The organism is Mammaliicoccus sp. N-M50 (genome assembly GCF_022386995.1).
Classification (GTDB): Bacteria; Bacillota; Bacilli; order Staphylococcales; family Staphylococcaceae; genus Mammaliicoccus; species Mammaliicoccus sciuri_A.
In genome coordinates this window covers 216,841-236,514 of the sequence record NZ_JAJNJA010000002.1, presented here as the reverse complement: position 1 = coordinate 236,514, position 19,674 = coordinate 216,841, and the positions used below count along the sequence as shown (strand labels likewise).

The 19,674-nt window shown below is 32.6% G+C and carries 18 protein-coding genes and 2 other annotated features; all 18 genes read right to left on the bottom strand.

The features are described 5' to 3' along the window. Positions 1 to 75: 75 nt before the first annotated feature. Positions 76 to 1,473 carry a YfcC family protein gene (locus tag LQ622_RS04450; RefSeq protein WP_204189006.1) on the bottom strand — a complete coding sequence of 466 codons (1,398 nt, stop codon included), beginning with the start codon at positions 1,471 to 1,473 and terminating at the stop codon, positions 76 to 78. Between the two features lie 138 nt (positions 1,474 to 1,611). After that, the gene (locus tag LQ622_RS04445) at positions 1,612 to 2,874 is read right to left on the bottom strand and encodes a bifunctional folylpolyglutamate synthase/dihydrofolate synthase (protein WP_126477556.1); all 1,263 of its coding nucleotides are present in this window, start codon (positions 2,872 to 2,874) and stop codon (positions 1,612 to 1,614) included. An 8-nt stretch (positions 2,875 to 2,882) separates the two neighbouring features. Then, positions 2,883 to 5,513 (bottom strand): valine--tRNA ligase, encoded by a 2,631-nt coding sequence (locus tag LQ622_RS04440; protein WP_204189008.1) that lies wholly within the window; start codon positions 5,511 to 5,513, stop codon positions 2,883 to 2,885. 40 nt (positions 5,514 to 5,553) lie between these two features. After that, positions 5,554 to 5,766 (bottom strand) — a binding site (T-box leader). 48 nt (positions 5,767 to 5,814) lie between these two features. Further along, on the bottom strand, positions 5,815 to 6,885 hold the full coding sequence (locus LQ622_RS04435; RefSeq protein ID WP_239774727.1) for an AbrB family transcriptional regulator: 1,071 nt from the start codon (positions 6,883 to 6,885) through the stop codon (positions 5,815 to 5,817). Between the two features lie 55 nt (positions 6,886 to 6,940). Next, a complete protein-coding gene (hemL, locus tag LQ622_RS04430) occupies positions 6,941 to 8,230 on the bottom strand; it encodes a glutamate-1-semialdehyde 2,1-aminomutase (RefSeq protein WP_037588456.1) in 1,290 nt (429 codons plus the stop codon). 1 nt (position 8,231) lies between these two features. Continuing rightward, on the bottom strand, positions 8,232 to 9,215 hold the full coding sequence (gene hemB / locus LQ622_RS04425) for a porphobilinogen synthase (protein WP_025904284.1): 984 nt from the start codon (positions 9,213 to 9,215) through the stop codon (positions 8,232 to 8,234). Continuing rightward, positions 9,212 to 9,895, bottom strand: coding sequence for a uroporphyrinogen-III synthase (locus LQ622_RS04420; protein WP_191835664.1), 684 nt, complete (start codon positions 9,893 to 9,895; stop codon positions 9,212 to 9,214). The genes hemB and LQ622_RS04420 overlap by 4 nt, the downstream gene beginning before the upstream one ends. A gap of 15 nt (positions 9,896 to 9,910) precedes the next feature. After that, the gene (gene hemC / locus LQ622_RS04415) at positions 9,911 to 10,834 is read right to left on the bottom strand and encodes a hydroxymethylbilane synthase (protein ID WP_204189012.1); all 924 of its coding nucleotides are present in this window, start codon (positions 10,832 to 10,834) and stop codon (positions 9,911 to 9,913) included. Between the two features lie 18 nt (positions 10,835 to 10,852). Then, a complete protein-coding gene (locus LQ622_RS04410) occupies positions 10,853 to 11,686 on the bottom strand; it encodes a cytochrome C assembly family protein (RefSeq protein ID WP_037588464.1) in 834 nt (277 codons plus the stop codon). Positions 11,687 to 11,706: 20 nt separating this feature from the next. Then, positions 11,707 to 13,044: a glutamyl-tRNA reductase gene (gene hemA / locus LQ622_RS04405; RefSeq protein ID WP_204189014.1), complete on the bottom strand. Its 1,338-nt coding sequence runs from the start codon at positions 13,042 to 13,044 to the stop codon at positions 11,707 to 11,709. A 74-nt stretch (positions 13,045 to 13,118) separates the two neighbouring features. After that, positions 13,119 to 13,706 (bottom strand): ribosome biogenesis GTP-binding protein YihA/YsxC, encoded by a 588-nt coding sequence (yihA, locus tag LQ622_RS04400; protein WP_025904289.1) that lies wholly within the window; start codon positions 13,704 to 13,706, stop codon positions 13,119 to 13,121. A gap of 149 nt (positions 13,707 to 13,855) precedes the next feature. Further along, a complete protein-coding gene (gene clpX, locus LQ622_RS04395; protein ID WP_025904290.1) occupies positions 13,856 to 15,118 on the bottom strand; it encodes an ATP-dependent Clp protease ATP-binding subunit ClpX in 1,263 nt (420 codons plus the stop codon). A 123-nt stretch (positions 15,119 to 15,241) separates the two neighbouring features. After that, a complete protein-coding gene (tig, locus tag LQ622_RS04390) occupies positions 15,242 to 16,522 on the bottom strand; it encodes a trigger factor (protein ID WP_025904291.1) in 1,281 nt (426 codons plus the stop codon). Positions 16,523 to 16,615: 93 nt separating this feature from the next. Continuing rightward, positions 16,616 to 17,545, bottom strand: coding sequence for a hypothetical protein (locus LQ622_RS04385; protein WP_126477560.1), 930 nt, complete (start codon positions 17,543 to 17,545; stop codon positions 16,616 to 16,618). 2 nt (positions 17,546 to 17,547) lie between these two features. Next, a complete protein-coding gene (locus LQ622_RS04380) occupies positions 17,548 to 18,171 on the bottom strand; it encodes an NUDIX domain-containing protein (protein ID WP_239762017.1) in 624 nt (207 codons plus the stop codon). 149 nt (positions 18,172 to 18,320) lie between these two features. Continuing rightward, positions 18,321 to 18,680: a 50S ribosomal protein L20 gene (gene rplT / locus LQ622_RS04375; RefSeq protein WP_025904294.1), complete on the bottom strand. Its 360-nt coding sequence runs from the start codon at positions 18,678 to 18,680 to the stop codon at positions 18,321 to 18,323. A 42-nt stretch (positions 18,681 to 18,722) separates the two neighbouring features. After that, entirely contained in the window at positions 18,723 to 18,923 is a 201-nt protein-coding gene (gene rpmI, locus LQ622_RS04370; RefSeq protein ID WP_016910907.1) for a 50S ribosomal protein L35, read from the bottom strand. Between the two features lie 25 nt (positions 18,924 to 18,948). Continuing rightward, positions 18,949 to 19,479 (bottom strand): translation initiation factor IF-3, encoded by a 531-nt coding sequence (gene infC, locus LQ622_RS04365; RefSeq protein WP_025904295.1) that lies wholly within the window; start codon positions 19,477 to 19,479, stop codon positions 18,949 to 18,951. A 23-nt stretch (positions 19,480 to 19,502) separates the two neighbouring features. Beyond that, positions 19,503 to 19,628: a sequence feature (ribosomal protein L20 leader region), on the bottom strand. Between the last annotated feature and the right edge of the window lie 46 nt (positions 19,629 to 19,674).

The following is a 19,674-nucleotide window of genomic DNA, read 5'->3' as shown; positions in this document are numbered from 1 at the left end:
TATAAATCCATTAAAAAAACTTGAAAAACACCTAAAGATAGCATGTGTTTTTCAAGTTTTGTAAAATTTTAAAATTTAATAACCTAGGGCTAATGCAATAATAATACCAACTAAGCAGATAACAACCCACAGTAATAATAACTTCCAAATAAATTTAACCCAAGTTGTGTATGAGATTCCTGCTACAGCTAATCCTCCCATTAATGAAGCTGATGTTGGGAAAATACTATTACTCACTGCATCACCATATTGGAAGGCAAGTACTGCCATTTGTCTATTGATATTCAATAAATCAGAAATTGGCACCATTAATGGCATAGTCGTCATCGCTTGACCAGAACCAGATGGGATGAAGAAATTCAAAATCATTTGTATGATAAACATCATCCCTACCGTAATACTTGCTGGTAAATCTTGAATTGTATTTGTTAAATAATAAACGATTGTGTCGATAATTTTACCATTTTCTAATACAACGACGATTGCTTTAGCGAAGCCAACAATTAATGCTCCAAATAAAATAGACTGCATACCCTCGATTAATGCATCGAAAGTACCATTAAAACCTAGACCAGCAATAAAACCTGCCAATAATCCGACTAGCAAGAAATTGGCACTCATTTCATTAAATGACCAACCAAATGTAAAAATACCAAATACGTTAAAACATATTGCACTAATTAATAAAATTAAACAAAACATTTGTCGCTTTGTAAATCTACCAATTTCTTCTTGCGGTCCTATTTGATCTTTTTCTTGTTGTTCTAACTCATATACTAAACTTTTCTTTGGATTCTTTTTAACTTTTCGAGCGTAAAACATAACGTATGCAATACCTACAATTAATACACAAATATAAATAATTGTTCTAAATTCCCATCCAGAAAAAAGTGGAATTTCTGCAATCTGTTGAGCAACGCCAACTGTAAATGGGTTGAGCATTCCGCCGAGAAAGCCAGCAGCAGCGCCCATGATAATCATTGCAGCACCTGTCATTGCATCATATCCGACTGCTCTAGCAATCGCTATACCGATTGGAACAAAAATAATCGTCTCTTCAGCTAAACCTATAGAGAAACCAAGCAATGAAAAAATGAACATCGTTAGTGGAATCATTAACTTACCGTTTTTACCAAGCTTATTCATCGCGGCATTGACACCATTTGTAATGGCACCTGTCTTATGAATAATGCCAAAAGCACCACCAACTAAAAATATGTAAAAGATAATATCAGCACCACTGATTAATCCTTCAGGTATTGATCTAAATATTTCTAAAAAGCCAGAAGGTTCACTATCTACTAAATGATATGTACCCGAAACAACCTCTTCCCGATCATCAACAGACTTCCTGTCAAATTCCCCAGAAGGTATGACATATGTCAGCAAACAACTCATAGCAATAATGAAAAGCAATATAGCATATGTATGAGGATTCTTGAACCTTATAAATTTTCCAACTAAATCTTTCAAATTAATCCCCCCTATTTATAAGTACCATCATACACTATTATCAGAAAATATTGAATATTATATAAAAATCTTCGATTTTATTCGTGCATGCCCATAAAAAAATGCCGTCAAAGTCAATGACTTTGACGGCATTTTATATTAATCTTTAAATAATTTTCTTACTTCACTAATAAAGTATAAACTTCCTGTTACAACGAGTAATTCTCCGTCGTATTGTTCAATAAATTGAGGATAGTCTTGAACTTTTTCAATATGGTGGTGCTCTAAATAATCGTATACTGCATCTATTGGTAATGCTTTTGGAAAATCAAATGTTGTTACATAAAATCTATTGGCTATTTCTTCTATGCTATTCATCATTTTCCCTATTGGCTTACCATCTATCGCTGCAAATAATACATCGATTTTTTTGTCAGAATAGTATTGTTTTAATGTATCTACTAACGCATCAATACTTTCTCTATTATGGGCACCGTCTATTAAAATAAGTGGTTCTTCTTGAACTTTTTCAATTCGACCTGACCATGTTGTATGTTCTATCGCATCAATCATTGTATTAAAGTTTAATTGAATCATACCTCTTTGATACATTTCAATAAGTGTTGTGATCGCTAGTGCAGCATTTTCATGCTGATGTTGACCTATCATTTTGAGTTGAATGTTTTCTAATTCATAACTACCATATCGATACGTAAATTCAGTATCATCTGATAGTACATGAAAATCGCGATCTAGTTCTAGACCTTTATTGTAATTTTTCTCAACTACTTCTCTAACGAAATGTAACGCATCTTTAGGCTTAATCGCATATACAAGAGGAACACTTGGTTTAATGACACCAGCTTTTTCTCTTGCAATATCCATATACGTATCTCCTAAAATATTAGTATGATCTAAACCGATACTTGTTAACACCGTCATTATTGGTTGAAATACATTCGTTGAATCATTTAAAGCACCTAATCCCGCTTCAATGATGACAAAATCTACAGGATGTACTGTACCAAAATATACAAACATCATTAATGTAATGATTTCAAATTCAGTAGCAGGACCTAAATCAGTTTCAGATTCAAGTCGTTCAGATATTGGTTTAACTATCTGAACTAACTCAACCAATTCATCATCTGTGATTGGTGTTCCATTAATACTGATTCTTTCATTGAAAGTGACAATATATGGCGATGTGAAAGTACCGATTTCATAGTTATTAGCTACTAGGGCTTCTCTTAAATAACTGACAGTTGAACCTTTACCATTTGTACCGACTACGTGAACTGCTTGAATCTTTTCTTCAGGATTACCTAATTTGTCGAGCATCCACTTCATTCTTTTAACGCCTGGTTTAATACCGAACTTCGTGCGTTCATGTATCCAGTGTAAACTATCTAAATAATTCATAAGATTTCCTAGCCTTTCAGTTGTTCAATTCTTGCTAATACACCATCATATTTTTCTTGATAATTAACTTTTTTATCTTTTTCTTCGTTAATAATCTTTTCAGGTGCATTTGCAACGAATTTTTCATTGCTTAATTTTTTATTAACACGATCTAATTCTTTTTGCCATTTTTGAAGTTCTTGTTCAAGTCTTTCTATTTCTTTATCCATATCAATTAAACCTTCTAAAGGTAATACAACTGTTGCACCAAATACAACTTCAGTCATTGCTTTTTCTGGAATATCAACTTTCGTATCAATCACTAGCTCACTTGGATTACAGAAACGCATTAAATAGTCTTTATTGTCTAAGAGTTGTTTTTTCACTTTTTCGTCTTTAGCTTCAATGTGAATTGGTACTTCTTTAGACATTGGCGTGTTCACTTCACGACGTGCTTGTCTTACAGATTTAATGATTTCAACTAATAGTTGCATAGATACTTTACTATTTTCATTTGATAATTCTGGTCTTACTTCTGGCCATGAAGCTTGAATAATTGTTTCGCCTTCATGTGGTAATGCTTGCCAAATATGTTCTGTTACGAATGGCATTAATGGATGAAGCATACGCATTGTTTGGTCTAACGTATAAGCTAGTACTGAACGTGTCATTTGTTTTTTAGCTTCGTCATCACCATTCATTGGTATTTTACTCATTTCGATATACCAATCACAGAATTCATCCCAAATAAAGTTATATAATACACGGCCAACTTCACCGAATTCATATTTATCACTTAAATCCGTAACGTTCGCAATCGTTTCATTTAATCGTGTAAGGATCCATTCATCTGCAACAGATTTTTCACCAGATAAATCTATATCTTCAAATTTAAAATCTTCACCGATATTCATAATGCTGAAACGAGACGCATTCCAAATTTTATTGATAAAGTTCCATACCGCTTCAACTTTTTCAGTAGAATAACGTAAGTCATGACCTGGAGATGAACCAGTAGCTAAGAAGTATCTTAAACTATCTGCACCATATTCATCTATTACATCCATTGGGTCAACACCGTTACCAAGTGATTTACTCATTTTACGGCCATCTTCAGCTCTTACTAAACCGTGTAGTAAAACGTCATTGAACGGCTTTTTACCTGTAAATTCTAATCCTTGGAAAATCATTCTTGATACCCAGAAGAAAATAATATCATAACCTGTTACTAACGTATTAGTTGGATAGTAACGTTTGAAATCTTCATTGTTTTCATCTGGCCAACCTAATGTTGAGAATGGCCATAATGCAGAACTAAACCATGTATCTAGAACATCTTCATCTTGAGTCCAATTCTCGATATCTGCTGGAGGTTCTTCACCAACGTATGTTTCACCTGTTTCATTATGGTACCATGCTGGAATTTGATGACCCCACCATAATTGTCTTGAAATTGTCCAGTCACGAATGTTTTCCATCCATCTATTGAATGTGCCTTCAAAACGTTCTGGTACAAAATTAATACGACCATCTGTATCTTGATTGTCTAATGCTTGTTTAGCTAATGGCTCCATTTTAACAAACCATTGTGTAGATAAATAAGGTTCAACTACTGCGCCACTTCTTTCTGAGTGTCCAACAGAATGAACATGTTCTTCTATTTTGATTAATTCGCCAGTTTCTTTTAAGTCTTCGATTAATTGTTTACGGCATTCAAAACGATCTAAGCCATTATATTTACCTGCAAGCTCATTCATCGTACCGTCTTCATTCATTACATTAATTTTTTCAAGTTGATGTCTTTCACCAATTTCGAAGTCATTAGGGTCATGAGCTGGTGTAACTTTCATTGCACCACTACCGAATTCAATATCAACATAGTCATCACCAATAATCGGTAATTCACGGCCAATAATCGGTAAGATAACGGATTTACCAATTAAATGTTTGTAACGATCATCATTTGGGTTAACAACGATTGCTGTATCACCTAACATCGTTTCAGGACGTGTCGTTGCAATTTCAATTGCGCCTTCTCCGTCTTTAAAAGGATATTTAATATGATAGAAATGACCTGTAATATCTTCGTGAATAACTTCAATATCAGAAATAGCTGTTTTAGTTTGTGGATCCCAGTTAATAATTCTTTCACCACGATAGATAAGACCTTTGTTATACATATCAACAAACACTTTTTTAACTGCTTGAGATAAACCTTCATCTAAAGTAAAGCGTTCACGACTATAGTCTAATCCTAAACCTAATTTAGCCCATTGAGCTCTAATAAAGTCAGCATATTCTTCTTTCCATGACCAAGCATGCTCAAGGAATTTTTCTCTTCCTAAATCATGTCTTGATAAACCTTGTTCTCTTAATTTACCTTCAACTTTAGCTTGAGTCGCAATACCTGCATGGTCCATACCAGGTAAATACAATGTGTCATAGCCTTGCATTCTTTTCATTCTTGTTAAAATATCTTGTAAAGTTGTATCCCATGCATGACCTAAATGCAACTTCCCTGTTACATTTGGTGGTGGAATAACAATTGTGTATGTTTCCTTGTCTTTATTTTCACTTGGCTTAAAATAATTATGATCTAACCAAAATTGATAACGGCCTTCTTCAACCTTTTTAGGGTTATACTTAGGTTCCATTTCCATTAAAATCACTCCCTTTATAATATAAAAAACCCGTCCTAATAAATAGGACGGGTTAAACCGTGGTACCACCTAAATTCAATATAATCACTTATATTGCACTCTAACGATTATCGCTCGCACACGCATTAACCTACTTAGTTTCAATTAACGTTCAATTTAAGGCTACCTTCAATCATCATTAATATGCATTTACACCAACCATGCACTCTCTATCATTAATCAATGATTTACTCTTCCTTGATAAATATTCGATTACTTTAATAATATAAGCAGAATCCATATAAGTCAATATTGATTCAATTTAATTTCCATATTTTCTAGATCTAACTGTTAAGAATATTTTAATTAACGGTGCAACGATCAGTAGAATAAAGAATATCCTAAATATATGATAACTTGATATCATCGCGACATCTCCACCAGTTTCTAATGCTACAACGATAATTTGAGCCATACCACCAGGTGCTGCACTTAAGAATAAGTCATTTATATTGTCGTCTATAAATATCTCAAATACAAAAACTAGTACAAATGCACCAATAATCAGTGATACATTTTGAAATGCGATAGCAAATATCGTTTTTTTCGTTAAATTATTAATTAAATCAGATATTTGAACACCTATTCTTATGCCAAATAATACTTGTGCAACGACAATGATCGGATAATCCAATGAAAAGATTTGTCCAGTATATAAATTCCATACTAATAAAACAAATATCGGTGCTAGTAACTGAGGTACAGGTACTTTAATTTTATAGAATATATAAAATAAAGCGAGGATACTTATTAGTATCACAAATAGTCCTGAGATATCTAGCGCTGTAAATATAGATGGCGCTTTTTCAATTTGTCCTGACGCCGTACCATCATTACCATAAATAGATGAAATAATTGGAACTAATATGACGACAAACATGATTCGAGATGTTTGAGTCAATGTAACGATTAATAAATCTGCTTTTTTATTTTCTTCTGCCATTATAACCATCTGACTTAAAGCACCTGGAATTGCACTTAATAATGCTGTTTCGAATGTAACATTTGCAATTTTTCTAAATGCTATAGACACAATTAACGCTAGTATTAAAATAAATACTGACATGAATATAATTTGTAGCCATTCATCTTTAATATCATGAAGGACAGTAGGCGTAAATGTTGAGCCCATTTGTATCCCTAATATAAGTAAACCGATATTACCTAACCATACTGGCCATTTAATCGTGCGTTTTAATACTTTAATCATTATTAAACTCGCAAATATAGGTCCAAACATCCACGGTAATATCATGTGAATACTTTGTAACACAAAACCGAGTATAATGGCTAACAAGCATACAAATACAATGTTCCATTTATTTCTATTCATGATTAACACCTCAAAAAGATTATATCATTTATGTTTCTATATTTTGAGGTAAGTTTTATTCGTTTGTAATTCTTTCTAATGCTGTATCAAAAGCTTGAATTGTTTTTTCAATATCTTCTTTAGTATGAGCAGTAGATAGGAATGTACCTTCAAATTGTGAAGGTGGTAAAAATACGCCTTCTTGAGCCATTTCTCTATACATTTTGCTGAATAGTTCTAAATCTGAAGAATTTGCTTCTTCAAAGTTAGTTACAGGTCCTTCATTTAAGAAATAACCTATCATTGAACCTGCTCGATTAACCGTAATCGGTACAGCGTGTTTCGCAAATACTTCTTTAAGACCTTTTTCAAGTAAATCTCCAAGTTCGTTAAAGTATTGATAGCTTTCTTCAGTTAATTCACTTAGTGTTGCGTAACCACTTGTCATTGCTAATGGGTTACCTGAAAGTGTACCAGCTTGATATACATTACCGACTGGTGCTATTTCTTCCATAATTTCTCTCTTACCACCGAATGCGCCAACTGGTAGTCCACCACCAATAACTTTACCTAAACATGTTAAATCTGGTGTCACACCAAAGTAACCTTGTGCACAGTTATAGCCAACTCTAAATCCAGTCATGACTTCATCGAAAATAAGTAATGAACCGTATTCTTTCGTAATATCACGTAAACCTTCTAAGAATCCTTCAACAGGTGGGACAACGCCCATGTTACCAGCAACTGGTTCAACAATAACGCCTGCAATATCTTCACCAAAGTGTTCAAATGCAACTTTTACTGCTTCTATATCGTTATATGGTACAGTTACAGTGTTTTTTGCTGTGCCTTCTGGTACACCAGGAGAATCTGGTAAACCTAAAGTCGCGACGCCAGAACCTGCTTTAATTAATAATGAATCACTATGTCCGTGATAGCAGCCTTCAAATTTCAATATTTTATTTCTGCCAGTATATCCTCTAGCAAGACGTAATGCGGCTAATGTCGCTTCTGTACCTGAAGAAACCATTCTTACCATTTCAATAGATGGCACACGTTCAATAACAAGTTTAGCCATTTTATTTTCAAGTTCAGTTGATGCACCGAATGAAGTTCCTTTATCAACTGCTTCATGTAATGCAGCTTTTACTTTTTCATGTGTATGACCTAGAATTAATGGTCCCCAACTTAACACATAATCAATATATTCATTACCATCTACATCATAAATTTTAGATCCTTGTCCGTGGTCCATAAAAATCGGTGGTGTATCTACTGATTTAAAAGCACGTACTGGACTATTTACGCCACCTGGCATTAAATTTACAGCTTCATCATAGGCATTTATTGAACGTTCATATCTCATATTAGTAGTCTCCTCCGTCTAAGTATTTACAAATATCTTTAGCAAAATAAGTAATAATCATGTCAGCGCCAGCACGTTTCATTGACGTCATTTGTTCCATCACGATTTTTTCTTCATCAATCCAGCCGTTTAATGCAGCTGCTTTTGTCATACTGTATTCTCCACTTACATTATATGCAACAATTGGTAAGTCTGAGCGATTACGAACATCTCTAATGATATCTAAATAGCTTAGTGCTGGTTTAACAATCATCATGTCGCAACCTTCTTTAATATCACTTTCTAATTCTCTGAATGCTTCTAATCGATTACTTGGATCCATTTGATAAGTCTTACGATCACCAAATGAAGGTGCTCCTTCTGCTGCTTCTCTAAATGGGCCATAGAAGCTAGATGCGTATTTAATACCATAACTCATAATAGGAATATTTATAAATCCTGCTTGATCTAAGCCTTCTCTAATTTCAGCAACAAATCCGTCCATCATATTACTTGGCGCAATAATATCTGCACCAGCTTTAGCTTGTGATACAGCTGTTTTCACAAGTAATTCTAATGATTGGTCGTTATCTACATCTTTTGTTTCTTCGTTTATCACACCGCAATGTCCGTGATCTGTATATTCACATAAACACGTATCCGCTACAACTAACATATCTGGAAATTTACTTTTAGATAATCGTGTTGCTTTTTGTATAATACCATCATCAATAAAAGCACCTGTTCCACAAGCATCTTTCTCATTAGGTATACCAAAGAACATAACACCTCTAATGCCTAAATCATAAGCTTCTTTAAGCTCTTGTTCTAATAAGTTTAAACTTAATTGATAAATACCTGGCATTGAAGATATTTCGTTTTTAATATTATCTTCTTCAATTACAAAAATCGGATATATTAAATCTGATTTATGAACATACGTTTCTTTCACCATATTTCTCATAACTTGAGATGATCTAAGTCTTCTATGTCTATCAAATTTCATGATTTTACCTCTTTCAAAATTGTATTTATCATGCCTTCTAATGTGTATTCTTCTGCTACTTTAGAAGGTTGATGATATGTATTTAACTTTCGCTCTGTTATCGCACCAATTGCATAAACTTCGACTGAGTCTGGAATTCGATGATAGTTATCAAAATAACTTGATACAGCCGATGAACTTGAAAAAGTAACATGCGTTACTTCTTGCTGTTGTATCAGTTCATGTACTTTTCTAACATTTTCTATATTTGTAACAGGTTCATATAGATGCAGTACTTGTACTTGATTATCCCATTTCATAAGTTCTTTCGCCAGTTTATCCCTAGCTTGTTTACTACACGGGATTAATATAGATTGGTTTGTGAACTGATCTTTAAATTCATGTAATAAACCTTCTTGAGTAAATGAATCTGGCATTAAATCTACTGGGATATTGTACTGATCTGCTATTTTTTTAGTTTTTGTACCGATAACAGCAATACGATCGACTTCTATTTGATTTAAATATGGTTCAAATATTTTGATCGCATTTACAGACGTAAAAATAAGCCAATCATAGTGCGGTTTTAAACAAGATTGTTCAAATTTGATAGGAACAATATCAATGAACGGATAATGACGAATTTCGACATCTTCACGTTGAACAGTTCTTGTACTTGTAACCACAATGATTGGCTTCATGTTAACGACTCCTTATTATGCTTCTTCGTTCAATTTCTTAATGATTTCATATGCACCTTGTGCTTTTAATTCTTCAGAAACTTGTTTACCTATTTCAACAGGGTCAGTTCCTTTTATTGTTGATTCATATCTTTCTTTACCATCTGGAGACATGATTAAACCTGTAAATGAAATTTCATCATTTTCAAGTGTTGCGTAACCAGCTATTGGCACTTTACAACTACCATCCATTTCATTTAAGAAAGTTCTTTCACATGTTACACATGTTTCTACATTCTCATCATGAACTGATTTAAGAATATCTAATAATTCTTGATCATCACTTCTACATTCGATACCTAGTGCACCTTGCCCTATAGCAGGTACCATCGTATCTTCTTGTAAATATTCAGTAACGATATCATCACTCCAGCCCATACGTTTTAATCCAGCTGCAGCAAGTATAATCGCATCGAAGTCTTCAGTTTCTAATTTATTTAAGCGTGTATCAATATTTCCACGAATCCACTTAATTTTTAAATGAGGATATTTTGCTAATAATTGTGCACCACGTCTTAATGAACTTGTACCAACGATACTACCTGGTTTCAAATCTGCAAGTTTGACATGGTTATTTGCGATATATGCATCAAATGGATTTTCACGTTCTGGAATACATCCTAATGTTAATTCATCAGGCAATTCACTTGGAACATCTTTTAAGGAATGAATTGCAAAGTCAATTTCATGATTGAATAATGCTTGTTGTATTTCCTTAACGAATAATCCTTTACCACCGACTTTAGATAATTGAACATCAACAATCTTGTCACCTTTCGTAACGATTTCTTTAATTTCAATATCTAAATCTGGGTGTTTTTCTTTTAATTTATCTATAAATTGCTGACTCTGCGTCATAGCTAATTTACTTTTTCTAGAACCTACAATAATTTTACGCATAATTTCCTCCACCATTGTTTAGTTAAACCATTGATGAAATCCTGAAAATTTTGAGACCACCAAATAATTTATCATACACACGAGAAACATCATAATATTTGCTATAACTAACGTTTTTGTGTTGATTGATTTTCTTACTCTTAAAAACAAATAAATACCATAAAGTAGTAAGACAATTAAGGAACCGACTACTTTACTATCAATCCATATTTCACTACCAATTATAATAAGTCCCCATTGAATGCCAAGTATTAAACTAATTAATAAGACTAAAAATCCTACTAATGTAAATCTGAATACATTTTGTTCTAATTGGTCAATACTGCCCATTCTAAAGAACTTTTGATTAAATTTTTTCTCTTTTAAATTTTTTCTTTGTAACAAATACAAAATTGCATGTGATGTACTCAATGCAAAAAGAACATAGCTTAAAATAGCTAAAGAAATATGTATTAAAAGTAATTCATTCATTATATTTGCAGCAGTATTTTCTGTGTCATACTGTTCTGGTCTAAATGTATGAATAACTAAAAATACAAATCCAATCAAATTGATAATAAAGACTGTTAAATCTGTGGATTTAAAATAATTTAAAACTAATGAAACAGTGATAATCATCCATGTATAAAAATAAAATCCTTCAAAAATTGTTAGTACAGGGAATTGTTTCGTTGTAACAATATACATGCACAAAAAGATTGTTTGAAAAATCCAAACAATCCCTAGCGCATAATACCCAAACTTTCTAACTTTAGAATTCTTTTGAATAAAGTCATAAAAATAGCACCCTAAACAAATCATGTAAATAATTAATACTATTTCATGCAAACGTACAGAAATTACATCTTGCATAGCATCACCATTATTTTGTATTAAGATTCAACTGTTTTAGCAGACAATTGATCTTGCTTTAATTCTTTCTTAGTTTCATTTATTCGCTCAACTTCACTTGAGATATTGAAGATTTCTTGGAATAATTCTAATTTTTCTTTTGATTTTTTGTCCGTTGATAATTCTTTTGCTTGTGTAATCGGATCTTTTAATAGTTGATTGACGATACTCTTCATGTGTTTAGAAATAACTTTACGCTCTCTGTCAGTCATATCAGGAAGCTTTCTTTCAACACTCATCATTGTATCTTGTTGTATATGTGATGCTTTGTCTCTTAATGCCGTAATAATTGGCACAACACCTAACATATTCACCCATTCATCGTGTTTATCAATTTCTTTAGCAATTAATAATTCAATTTCACGTGCTGCTTGTTCACGTTCAGCTAAATTAGCATCAACAAGTCCGTTTAAATCATCCACGTCATAATTAAACATTGAATCTAAATCATTTACACCTGGGTCTATATCTCTAGGTACCGCAATATCAATTAATACTAACGGTTTATTCCTTCTAAAACGCTCTACATCACGCATCATATCTTTAGTTAATACATAATGTTCAGCACTAGTAGAACTGATCACAATATCAGCTTCCATTAATGAACATTGTAATTCATTGATGCTTTTCGCTACACCTTTATACTGCATCGCAAGAGATTCCGCTTTTGCTACTGTACGGTTTAAAACAGTGATGTCTTTAACGCCACTACCATTTAAATTCGCAACTGCTAACTCAGCCATTTCCCCTGCACCAATGATTAATGCTTTCTTATTATCTAATTTACCTAAAACTTTTTTAGATAATTCGACAGCTGCATAAGATACTGAAACAGCATTTGACGCAATATCTGTCTCATGATGCGCACGCTTTGCTAAAGTAATTGCTTGTTTAAATAGACGGTTAAACATTGTTCCAGTTGTAACCTCTGTTTGAGCAATTTGAAATGCGTCTTTCATTTGACCTAGAATTTGAGTCTCTCCTAGAACCATTGAGTCTAGTCCAGAAGTCACTCTAAATAAATGTTCCACTGCATCATTCTCAGTTAAAACATTTGTATATTGTTTAATTGTATCTAAAGATTGATCAAACCAATCTGCTAAAAATGACTGAATATAATATTTACCAGTGTGGATTTGATCTACAACAGCATATACTTCAGTTCTATTACAAGTCGATAAGATTACACATTCTAATATAGATTTTTGATTGTTTAGTGTTACAAGCGCATTCTCAATTTCTTGATCATTAAAAGCTAGTTTTTCACGCATTGCAACATCTGCAGTCTTATAGTTTACGCTTACTACAACAACATGCACTTCTAACGCCCCCATTAATTTATGTCCAATGTCTAAATTATAACATTTCTAATCTAGAAATGTGAGTAATTTGTTTAAATAAATTGTGACAATAATGCCCAAATATTGTCTGTCTTATCTTTATTTAAAGATGAGTAACTAATCAATTTATCTTCAGGATCTAATTCTAATGTTTGTCTAATGATTTTCAAATGCTTTTGTACTTTACCTTTAGGAATTTTATCCTCTTTAGTCGCAATGACAATAGTTGGTATTTCAAAATGTTTCAGATAGTTATACATCAACACATCATCTTGAGTCGGTTTATGTCTAATATCAACTAATTGAATTACACATCTTAATGCTTCTCTAGTTGTTAAGTACTGTTCAATCATCTTACCAAACTGTTCTCTTTGTTTTTTACTAACTTTAGCATATCCATAACCTGGCACATCTACAAAGATAAGTTGCTCATCGATATTAAAGAAGTTTAATGTTTGTGTCTTACCTGGTTTCGATGACGTTCTTGCCACTTTTTTTCTTGAAATTAACGTATTGATAAATGTTGATTTCCCAACATTTGAACGTCCGCTAAGTGCTATTTCTGGCAAACCAGTCTCAGGATATTGTTTTGGATCTACTGCACTGATTATAATATCTACATTATTCGGATTAATTTTCATCGTTTTCTCCTACAAGTTTGTTTCTTTTATTATATCTTATCTTACTTATATTTTAAACACAGTAACGATAGGTCTATCAAATCACTTTTAAACATTAAAGAAGGCTGAGACAGTTAATAACATGTCTCAGCCTTTATAATCATATGTGATTATGCTGATGTTTTTTCATCATTGATTAAATTACCTTCACTATCATATAAGTTTGGTAATTTATGATCTCTAATTGTATCTTCAGTAATAACTACTTTACTTACATCAGAGCTAGATGGAATATCAAACATAATATCGATTAAAGCTTCTTCAATAATTGAACGAAGTCCACGTGCACCTGTTTTACGTTCTATTGCTAATTCACTAATAGCCGTAAGTGCTTGTTCATCAAATTGTAGTTCAACATCATCTAATTCAAGCATCTTAGTATATTGTTTAACTAACGCATTCTTAGGTTGCGTTAAAATATTTTTCAATGCATCAACATCTAATGTTTCAAGGTTAGCTACAATTGGAATTCTACCAATAAATTCAGGAATTAAACCATAAGCCTGTAAATCTTCAGGTCTAATTTGTGATAATAATGATTCTTCGTCACTAATTTCATCACCTGAACTACTAAAGCCGATAACTTTTTCACCAAGTCTACGTTTAATAACTTCATCAATACCATCAAAGGCACCACCAAGGATAAACAGAATATTTGTTGTATCTATTTGAATAAACTCTTGGTTTGGATGCTTTCTTCCACCTTGAGGCGGTACACTTGCTGTCGTACCTTCTAATATTTTAAGCAATGCTTGTTGTACACCTTCACCAGATACGTCACGTGTAATTGACGTATTCTCTGATTTACGTGCAATTTTATCAATTTCATCCACGTAAATGATACCTTTTTCAGCACTTTCAACATCGAAATCTGCTGCTTGGATTAATCTTAATAATATATTTTCAACGTCTTCACCAACGTAACCTGCTTCAGTTAAACTTGTTGCATCTGCAATTGCAAATGGTACATTTAATGATTTAGCTAACGTTTGTGCAAGCAATGTTTTACCACTACCAGTAGGTCCGATTAATGCAATATTACTTTTCTGTAATTCAACACCATCTTCACTTTCAGAAGGTTGTTGTACACGTTTATAATGATTATAAACAGCTACAGCTAATGATTTTTTCGCATTTTCTTGACCAATAACATAATCATTTAATTGTTCCATAATTTCTTTAGGTGTAGGAACATCAGTAAACTGTTCTGGTTCTTGTGACTTTAATTCTTCCTCTACAATTTCAGAACACAATTCTATACATTCATTACAAATATATACGCCACTACCAGCAACAAGTTTTTTAACTTGATCCTGTTCTTTACCACAAAAAGAACATTTTAAGTTTTCTTCACCATCGTTAAATTTAAACATATTTACACCCCTATTCTTTTTAGACTATACTAAATGTTTTTTACTTTTTCAAATTAAACGGACTAAAAAAGAATAGTAGCAGAAATATTCTGCTACTATAGTTACTTTAATACCGAATAATTATTATTCTCCAGCTGATTCAGCTACTAATAAATCGATAACTTTTTGGATTTTAAGGTCATTAACTAAAATATCGTTATTACCTAATGTTGCTTTAATATCTTCAACAGATAATCCAAATTGTTCGCTCATTTTAGCGAATTCAGCTTCAACATCTGCATCAGATACTTCGATATTCTCTGCATCAGCAATAGCTCTTAAAGTTAAATTAGTTTTAACGCGTTTTTCAGCATCTTCTTTCATTTGTGCTTTAAGTTCTTCTTCTGATTGACCTGAGAATTGATAGTATAACTCAAGGTTTAAACCTTGTTGAGAAATACGTTGTTCAAATTCTTGCATCATACGATCTAATTCTGTATTAATCATAGCTTCTGGAATATCAACTTTTGCATTGTCAGTAGCTTTTGTAATAGCTTCTTCTTTTTCAGTTGCTTCTGCTTGATTAACTTTAGCTTCTTCTAAGTCTTTACGTAATTTTTCTTTATATTCATCAACTGTGCTAACTGATTCATCAAGTTCTTGTGCTAACTCGTCATCTAATTCTGGAATTTCTTTAGATTTCACTTCGTTAACTTCACATTTGAAAGTAGCTTCTTTACCAGCTAATTCTTCAGCGTGGTATTCTTCTGGGAATGTGACAACAACATCTTTGCTATCGTTAGCTTTAAGACCGATTAATTGTTCTTCAAATCCAGGGATGAATGATCCAGAACCAATTTCAAGATCATAACCTTCTGCTTGACCACCTTCGAAAGCTTCACCATCAACATAACCATCGAAGTTAATGTTAACAACGTCTCCTTCAGCGATTTCGCCTTCTTTAACTGTTAATTCAGCTTGACGGCTTACTGCATCTTCAATTGCTTGATTGAATTCTTCGTCAGTTACTTCACGATCTTGTTTCTCGATTGAAAGACCTTTATAGTCTCCTAATTCAACTTCTGGTTCAACAGTTACAGTTGCTTCAAAGATAAGTTCTTTACCTTTTTCCATTTGTGTAACGTCGATTTCTGGACGATCAACTGGGTTGATTTCTGCCTCTTCTACTGCATTACCATATGCTTCAGGTAAAATGAAATCTAAAGCATCTTGGTATAATGATTCAACACCAAATCTTTGTTCAAATAATGGTCTTGGCATTTTACCTTTACGGAAACCAGGTACATTAATTTGTTTAACAACTTTTTTGAATGCTTTGTCTAATCCTTTATCTACTTCTTCTTTAGGAACCGTAACAGTTAATAAACCTTGGTTACCTTCTTTCTTTTCCCATGTTGCTGTCATGAATAAAAACCTCCGTGATTATCCTAATTTTATAAATTTTCAACTCTTTAATTATAACATAGCTTTCTAATGTTTCAACTATAGTGTTTATATTCATTGCAATTTTTGAATGACTTCAATGAATATGTCCCAATCTTGTTGAGTCACACTTTCGTAGTTAGCGTCTATATTAAAACGTTCTGATAAAAGTTTCAAGTAACATGCAACTAAAACATCATCATTTATATCATTTAGTGTAATTGGATACAAAATAATAGCATGTTGGTTTAATAAACTTTTAGCTAACTCTATAGATGCTGGGCTATCAATTTCAAGTTGATCAATTACTTTAGGAATGATATTTTGTGTAAAATTTGTTCTTTCTATACCAGGTAATTCTGTCGGTATAACTGTAATATTCTCATCTATTTTATTGAATTTAACTTCAGCTGACCATTCGCTTAATCTTAAGTATTCTAATATTAAACTTTGCACATTAGGATGCAATACTTCATTCTCAATAATTTGAGCTAAAGTTAAATTAAATATACCTAAGTGATGATCAATTAAATCTATAAGTAGATTAATTTGTTCTTCAAATTGTGTTTCTTGAAATGTTCTTAATACCTCTGAAGCTTTCAATTGCCTTTGGTTCAACTTTTCTTTAGCCATATCTTGAATAGGTAGCAATGCCATTCTCGTAGCATGTTCGATATTTTCATCTTTAATTTGATTTATAATTTCAACTACCGTTTGATATTGTTCTAAAAAGTATAAACTTTCTACAAAATAAATGACTATTTTGTCATAGAATGGATGACCTTGATTCAGCAATATACTCGCTTCTTCTCGCAATTCAAGATAGTAACCGCAAGATTTTAAGACTTCACATTTCTTTATTGATAAGTCATCATCCATCTCAAAATGTTGCTCGTATGTTTCAAACAATTCATACGCTTCATCAAATTGTTCATTTCGAATCGCAAGATTAATATTGTTAACCAGTTGTTTTTTTAATTTTGGAAATGGAATAATTTCACTCAAGGTTACTCACCTCTTCTGTATATACCATCTATAATTAGACTACTCCATGTTTCATAATTCTTATGATTCAACAATTCTGTTTGATCAGCCCACTTAATTTTTAATGTATCTGTTTCGACTGCTTCAACGCTAGATTTATTAACTTTTAATTTAAAAACAACACCAATATGAACTTTTCCTACTTCATCTTGATCATCATTTATAAATCCAATTAACTCCATATTAGCTACATCTTGTTTATTTAAGCCAACTTCTTCTTCAAGTTCTCTTGCAGCATTCTCTCTGATTACCTCTTCAACTGTCACAGCTTCAGGAACATCATTCATATGTCCGCCTACGCCAATTGAACTTAAACCGTGTAATCGACTTTCGCCACCACCTGTTAATCTCTCATATACAAGTACTTCGTCGTCCTCATTTTCTAATATACAATATGAAATAAGTTGTTTATATGAAGGATCTTCTTCCATATCGCCACGACGTTTTGTTTCAAATCGACAAATTGTTTCATAAATATACTTAGTTTCTTCATCTTGAATAGATTTAAACCCATCAAATTGATAAGCTTCGTCTTTAAATATTAATTTACGTGGTACTACTGTAATCATTTCATCAAATTTAGACATAATAAACTCCTTATTCTTATTTCTACACTATTTTATCAAAGCGAATTTGAAGCGTAAAGAAGACGCACTTTCTACTATATTATTTCATAAAAAAAGCCATCAATAAAGTTAATAACTTTATTGACAGCTTATACAACAATGAAATGCAATTATTTAGCTAAAGCGTCTTTAGCTTTAGTAGCTAATTCAGCAAATGCTTTTTCGTCTGAAATAGCGATTTCAGAAAGCATTTTACGGTTAATTTCAATACCAGCTACTTTAAGACCATTCATTAAACGGCTATAGCTGATGTCGTTTTGACGAGCTGCTGCATTAATACGTGCAATCCATAATTTACGGAATTCACGTTTTTTCTGACGACGGTCACGGTAAGCGTAGTTACCAGATTTCATAACTTGTTGCTTAGCAACTTTATATAATGTATGTTTTGAACCAAAGTAACCTTTAGATAATTTTAAAACTTTTTTACGACGAGCTCTCGTCACTGTTCCACCTTTAACACGTGGCATGATAATTCCTCCTTAAAATGGACCATTAGTCCGCTATGTTTATTATTTTACGTACGTTAACATTTGTTTAACTCGTTTAGTATCTGATTTAGAAACTAATGAAGCTTTACGCAATTTACGTTTTGCTTTTGTAGATTTGTTTGCGAATAAGTGTGAAGTGAACGCTCTAGAACGTTTTAATTGACCTGAACCAGTTCTTTTAACACGTTTTGCTGCTCCACGATGAGTTTTCATTTTAGGCATTGAGATTTCCTCCTATAATTTCGGTTTATTTGTCGTTTGAAATTGGCGCTAACATTAAGAACATTGAACGCCCTTCCATTTTAGGTCTTTGTTCAACTGTTGCTATGTCTTTACAAGATTCTGCAAAGCGTTCTAACACACGTTGACCAATTTCTTTATGCGTGATCGCACGACCTCTAAATCTAATAGATACTTTAACTTTATCTTCTTTAGATAAGAATTTTTGAGCATGTTTCAATTTAGTTTCGAAGTCATGTTCTTCGATAGTTGGACTTAATCGAATTTCTTTAACATTGACTACTTTTTGTTTCTTACGCATTTCTTTTTCTTTCTTCTGCTGTTCGAATTTGTATTTACCGTAATCCATAATTCTTGCAACAGGTGGTTTAGCATTAGGCGCTACGATTACAACGTCTAAATCTACTCGTTCAGCCATTTCAAGGGCTTCATATTTAGATTTAACACCAATTTGCTCACCATCTTGGCCAATAAGGCGAAGTTCTTTTGCACGAATTTTGTCGTTAACTTGAGTCTGATCTTTAGCTATGGTTGACACCTCCTAGAATTTTACGAAGTCGTCCAAGAAAAAAAGAACGAATGCATAATGCACCCGTTCTCATCCATAAACTTTAAAGGTTTATTGTACCTGCTAACTGCTTTACGCGTCACTACAGGTGAGAAGCGGGTATGCTTCTACTTGGTCCGTTTCGTATTCAACAAAACTAATCTTACCAATTATAAACCCTTATGT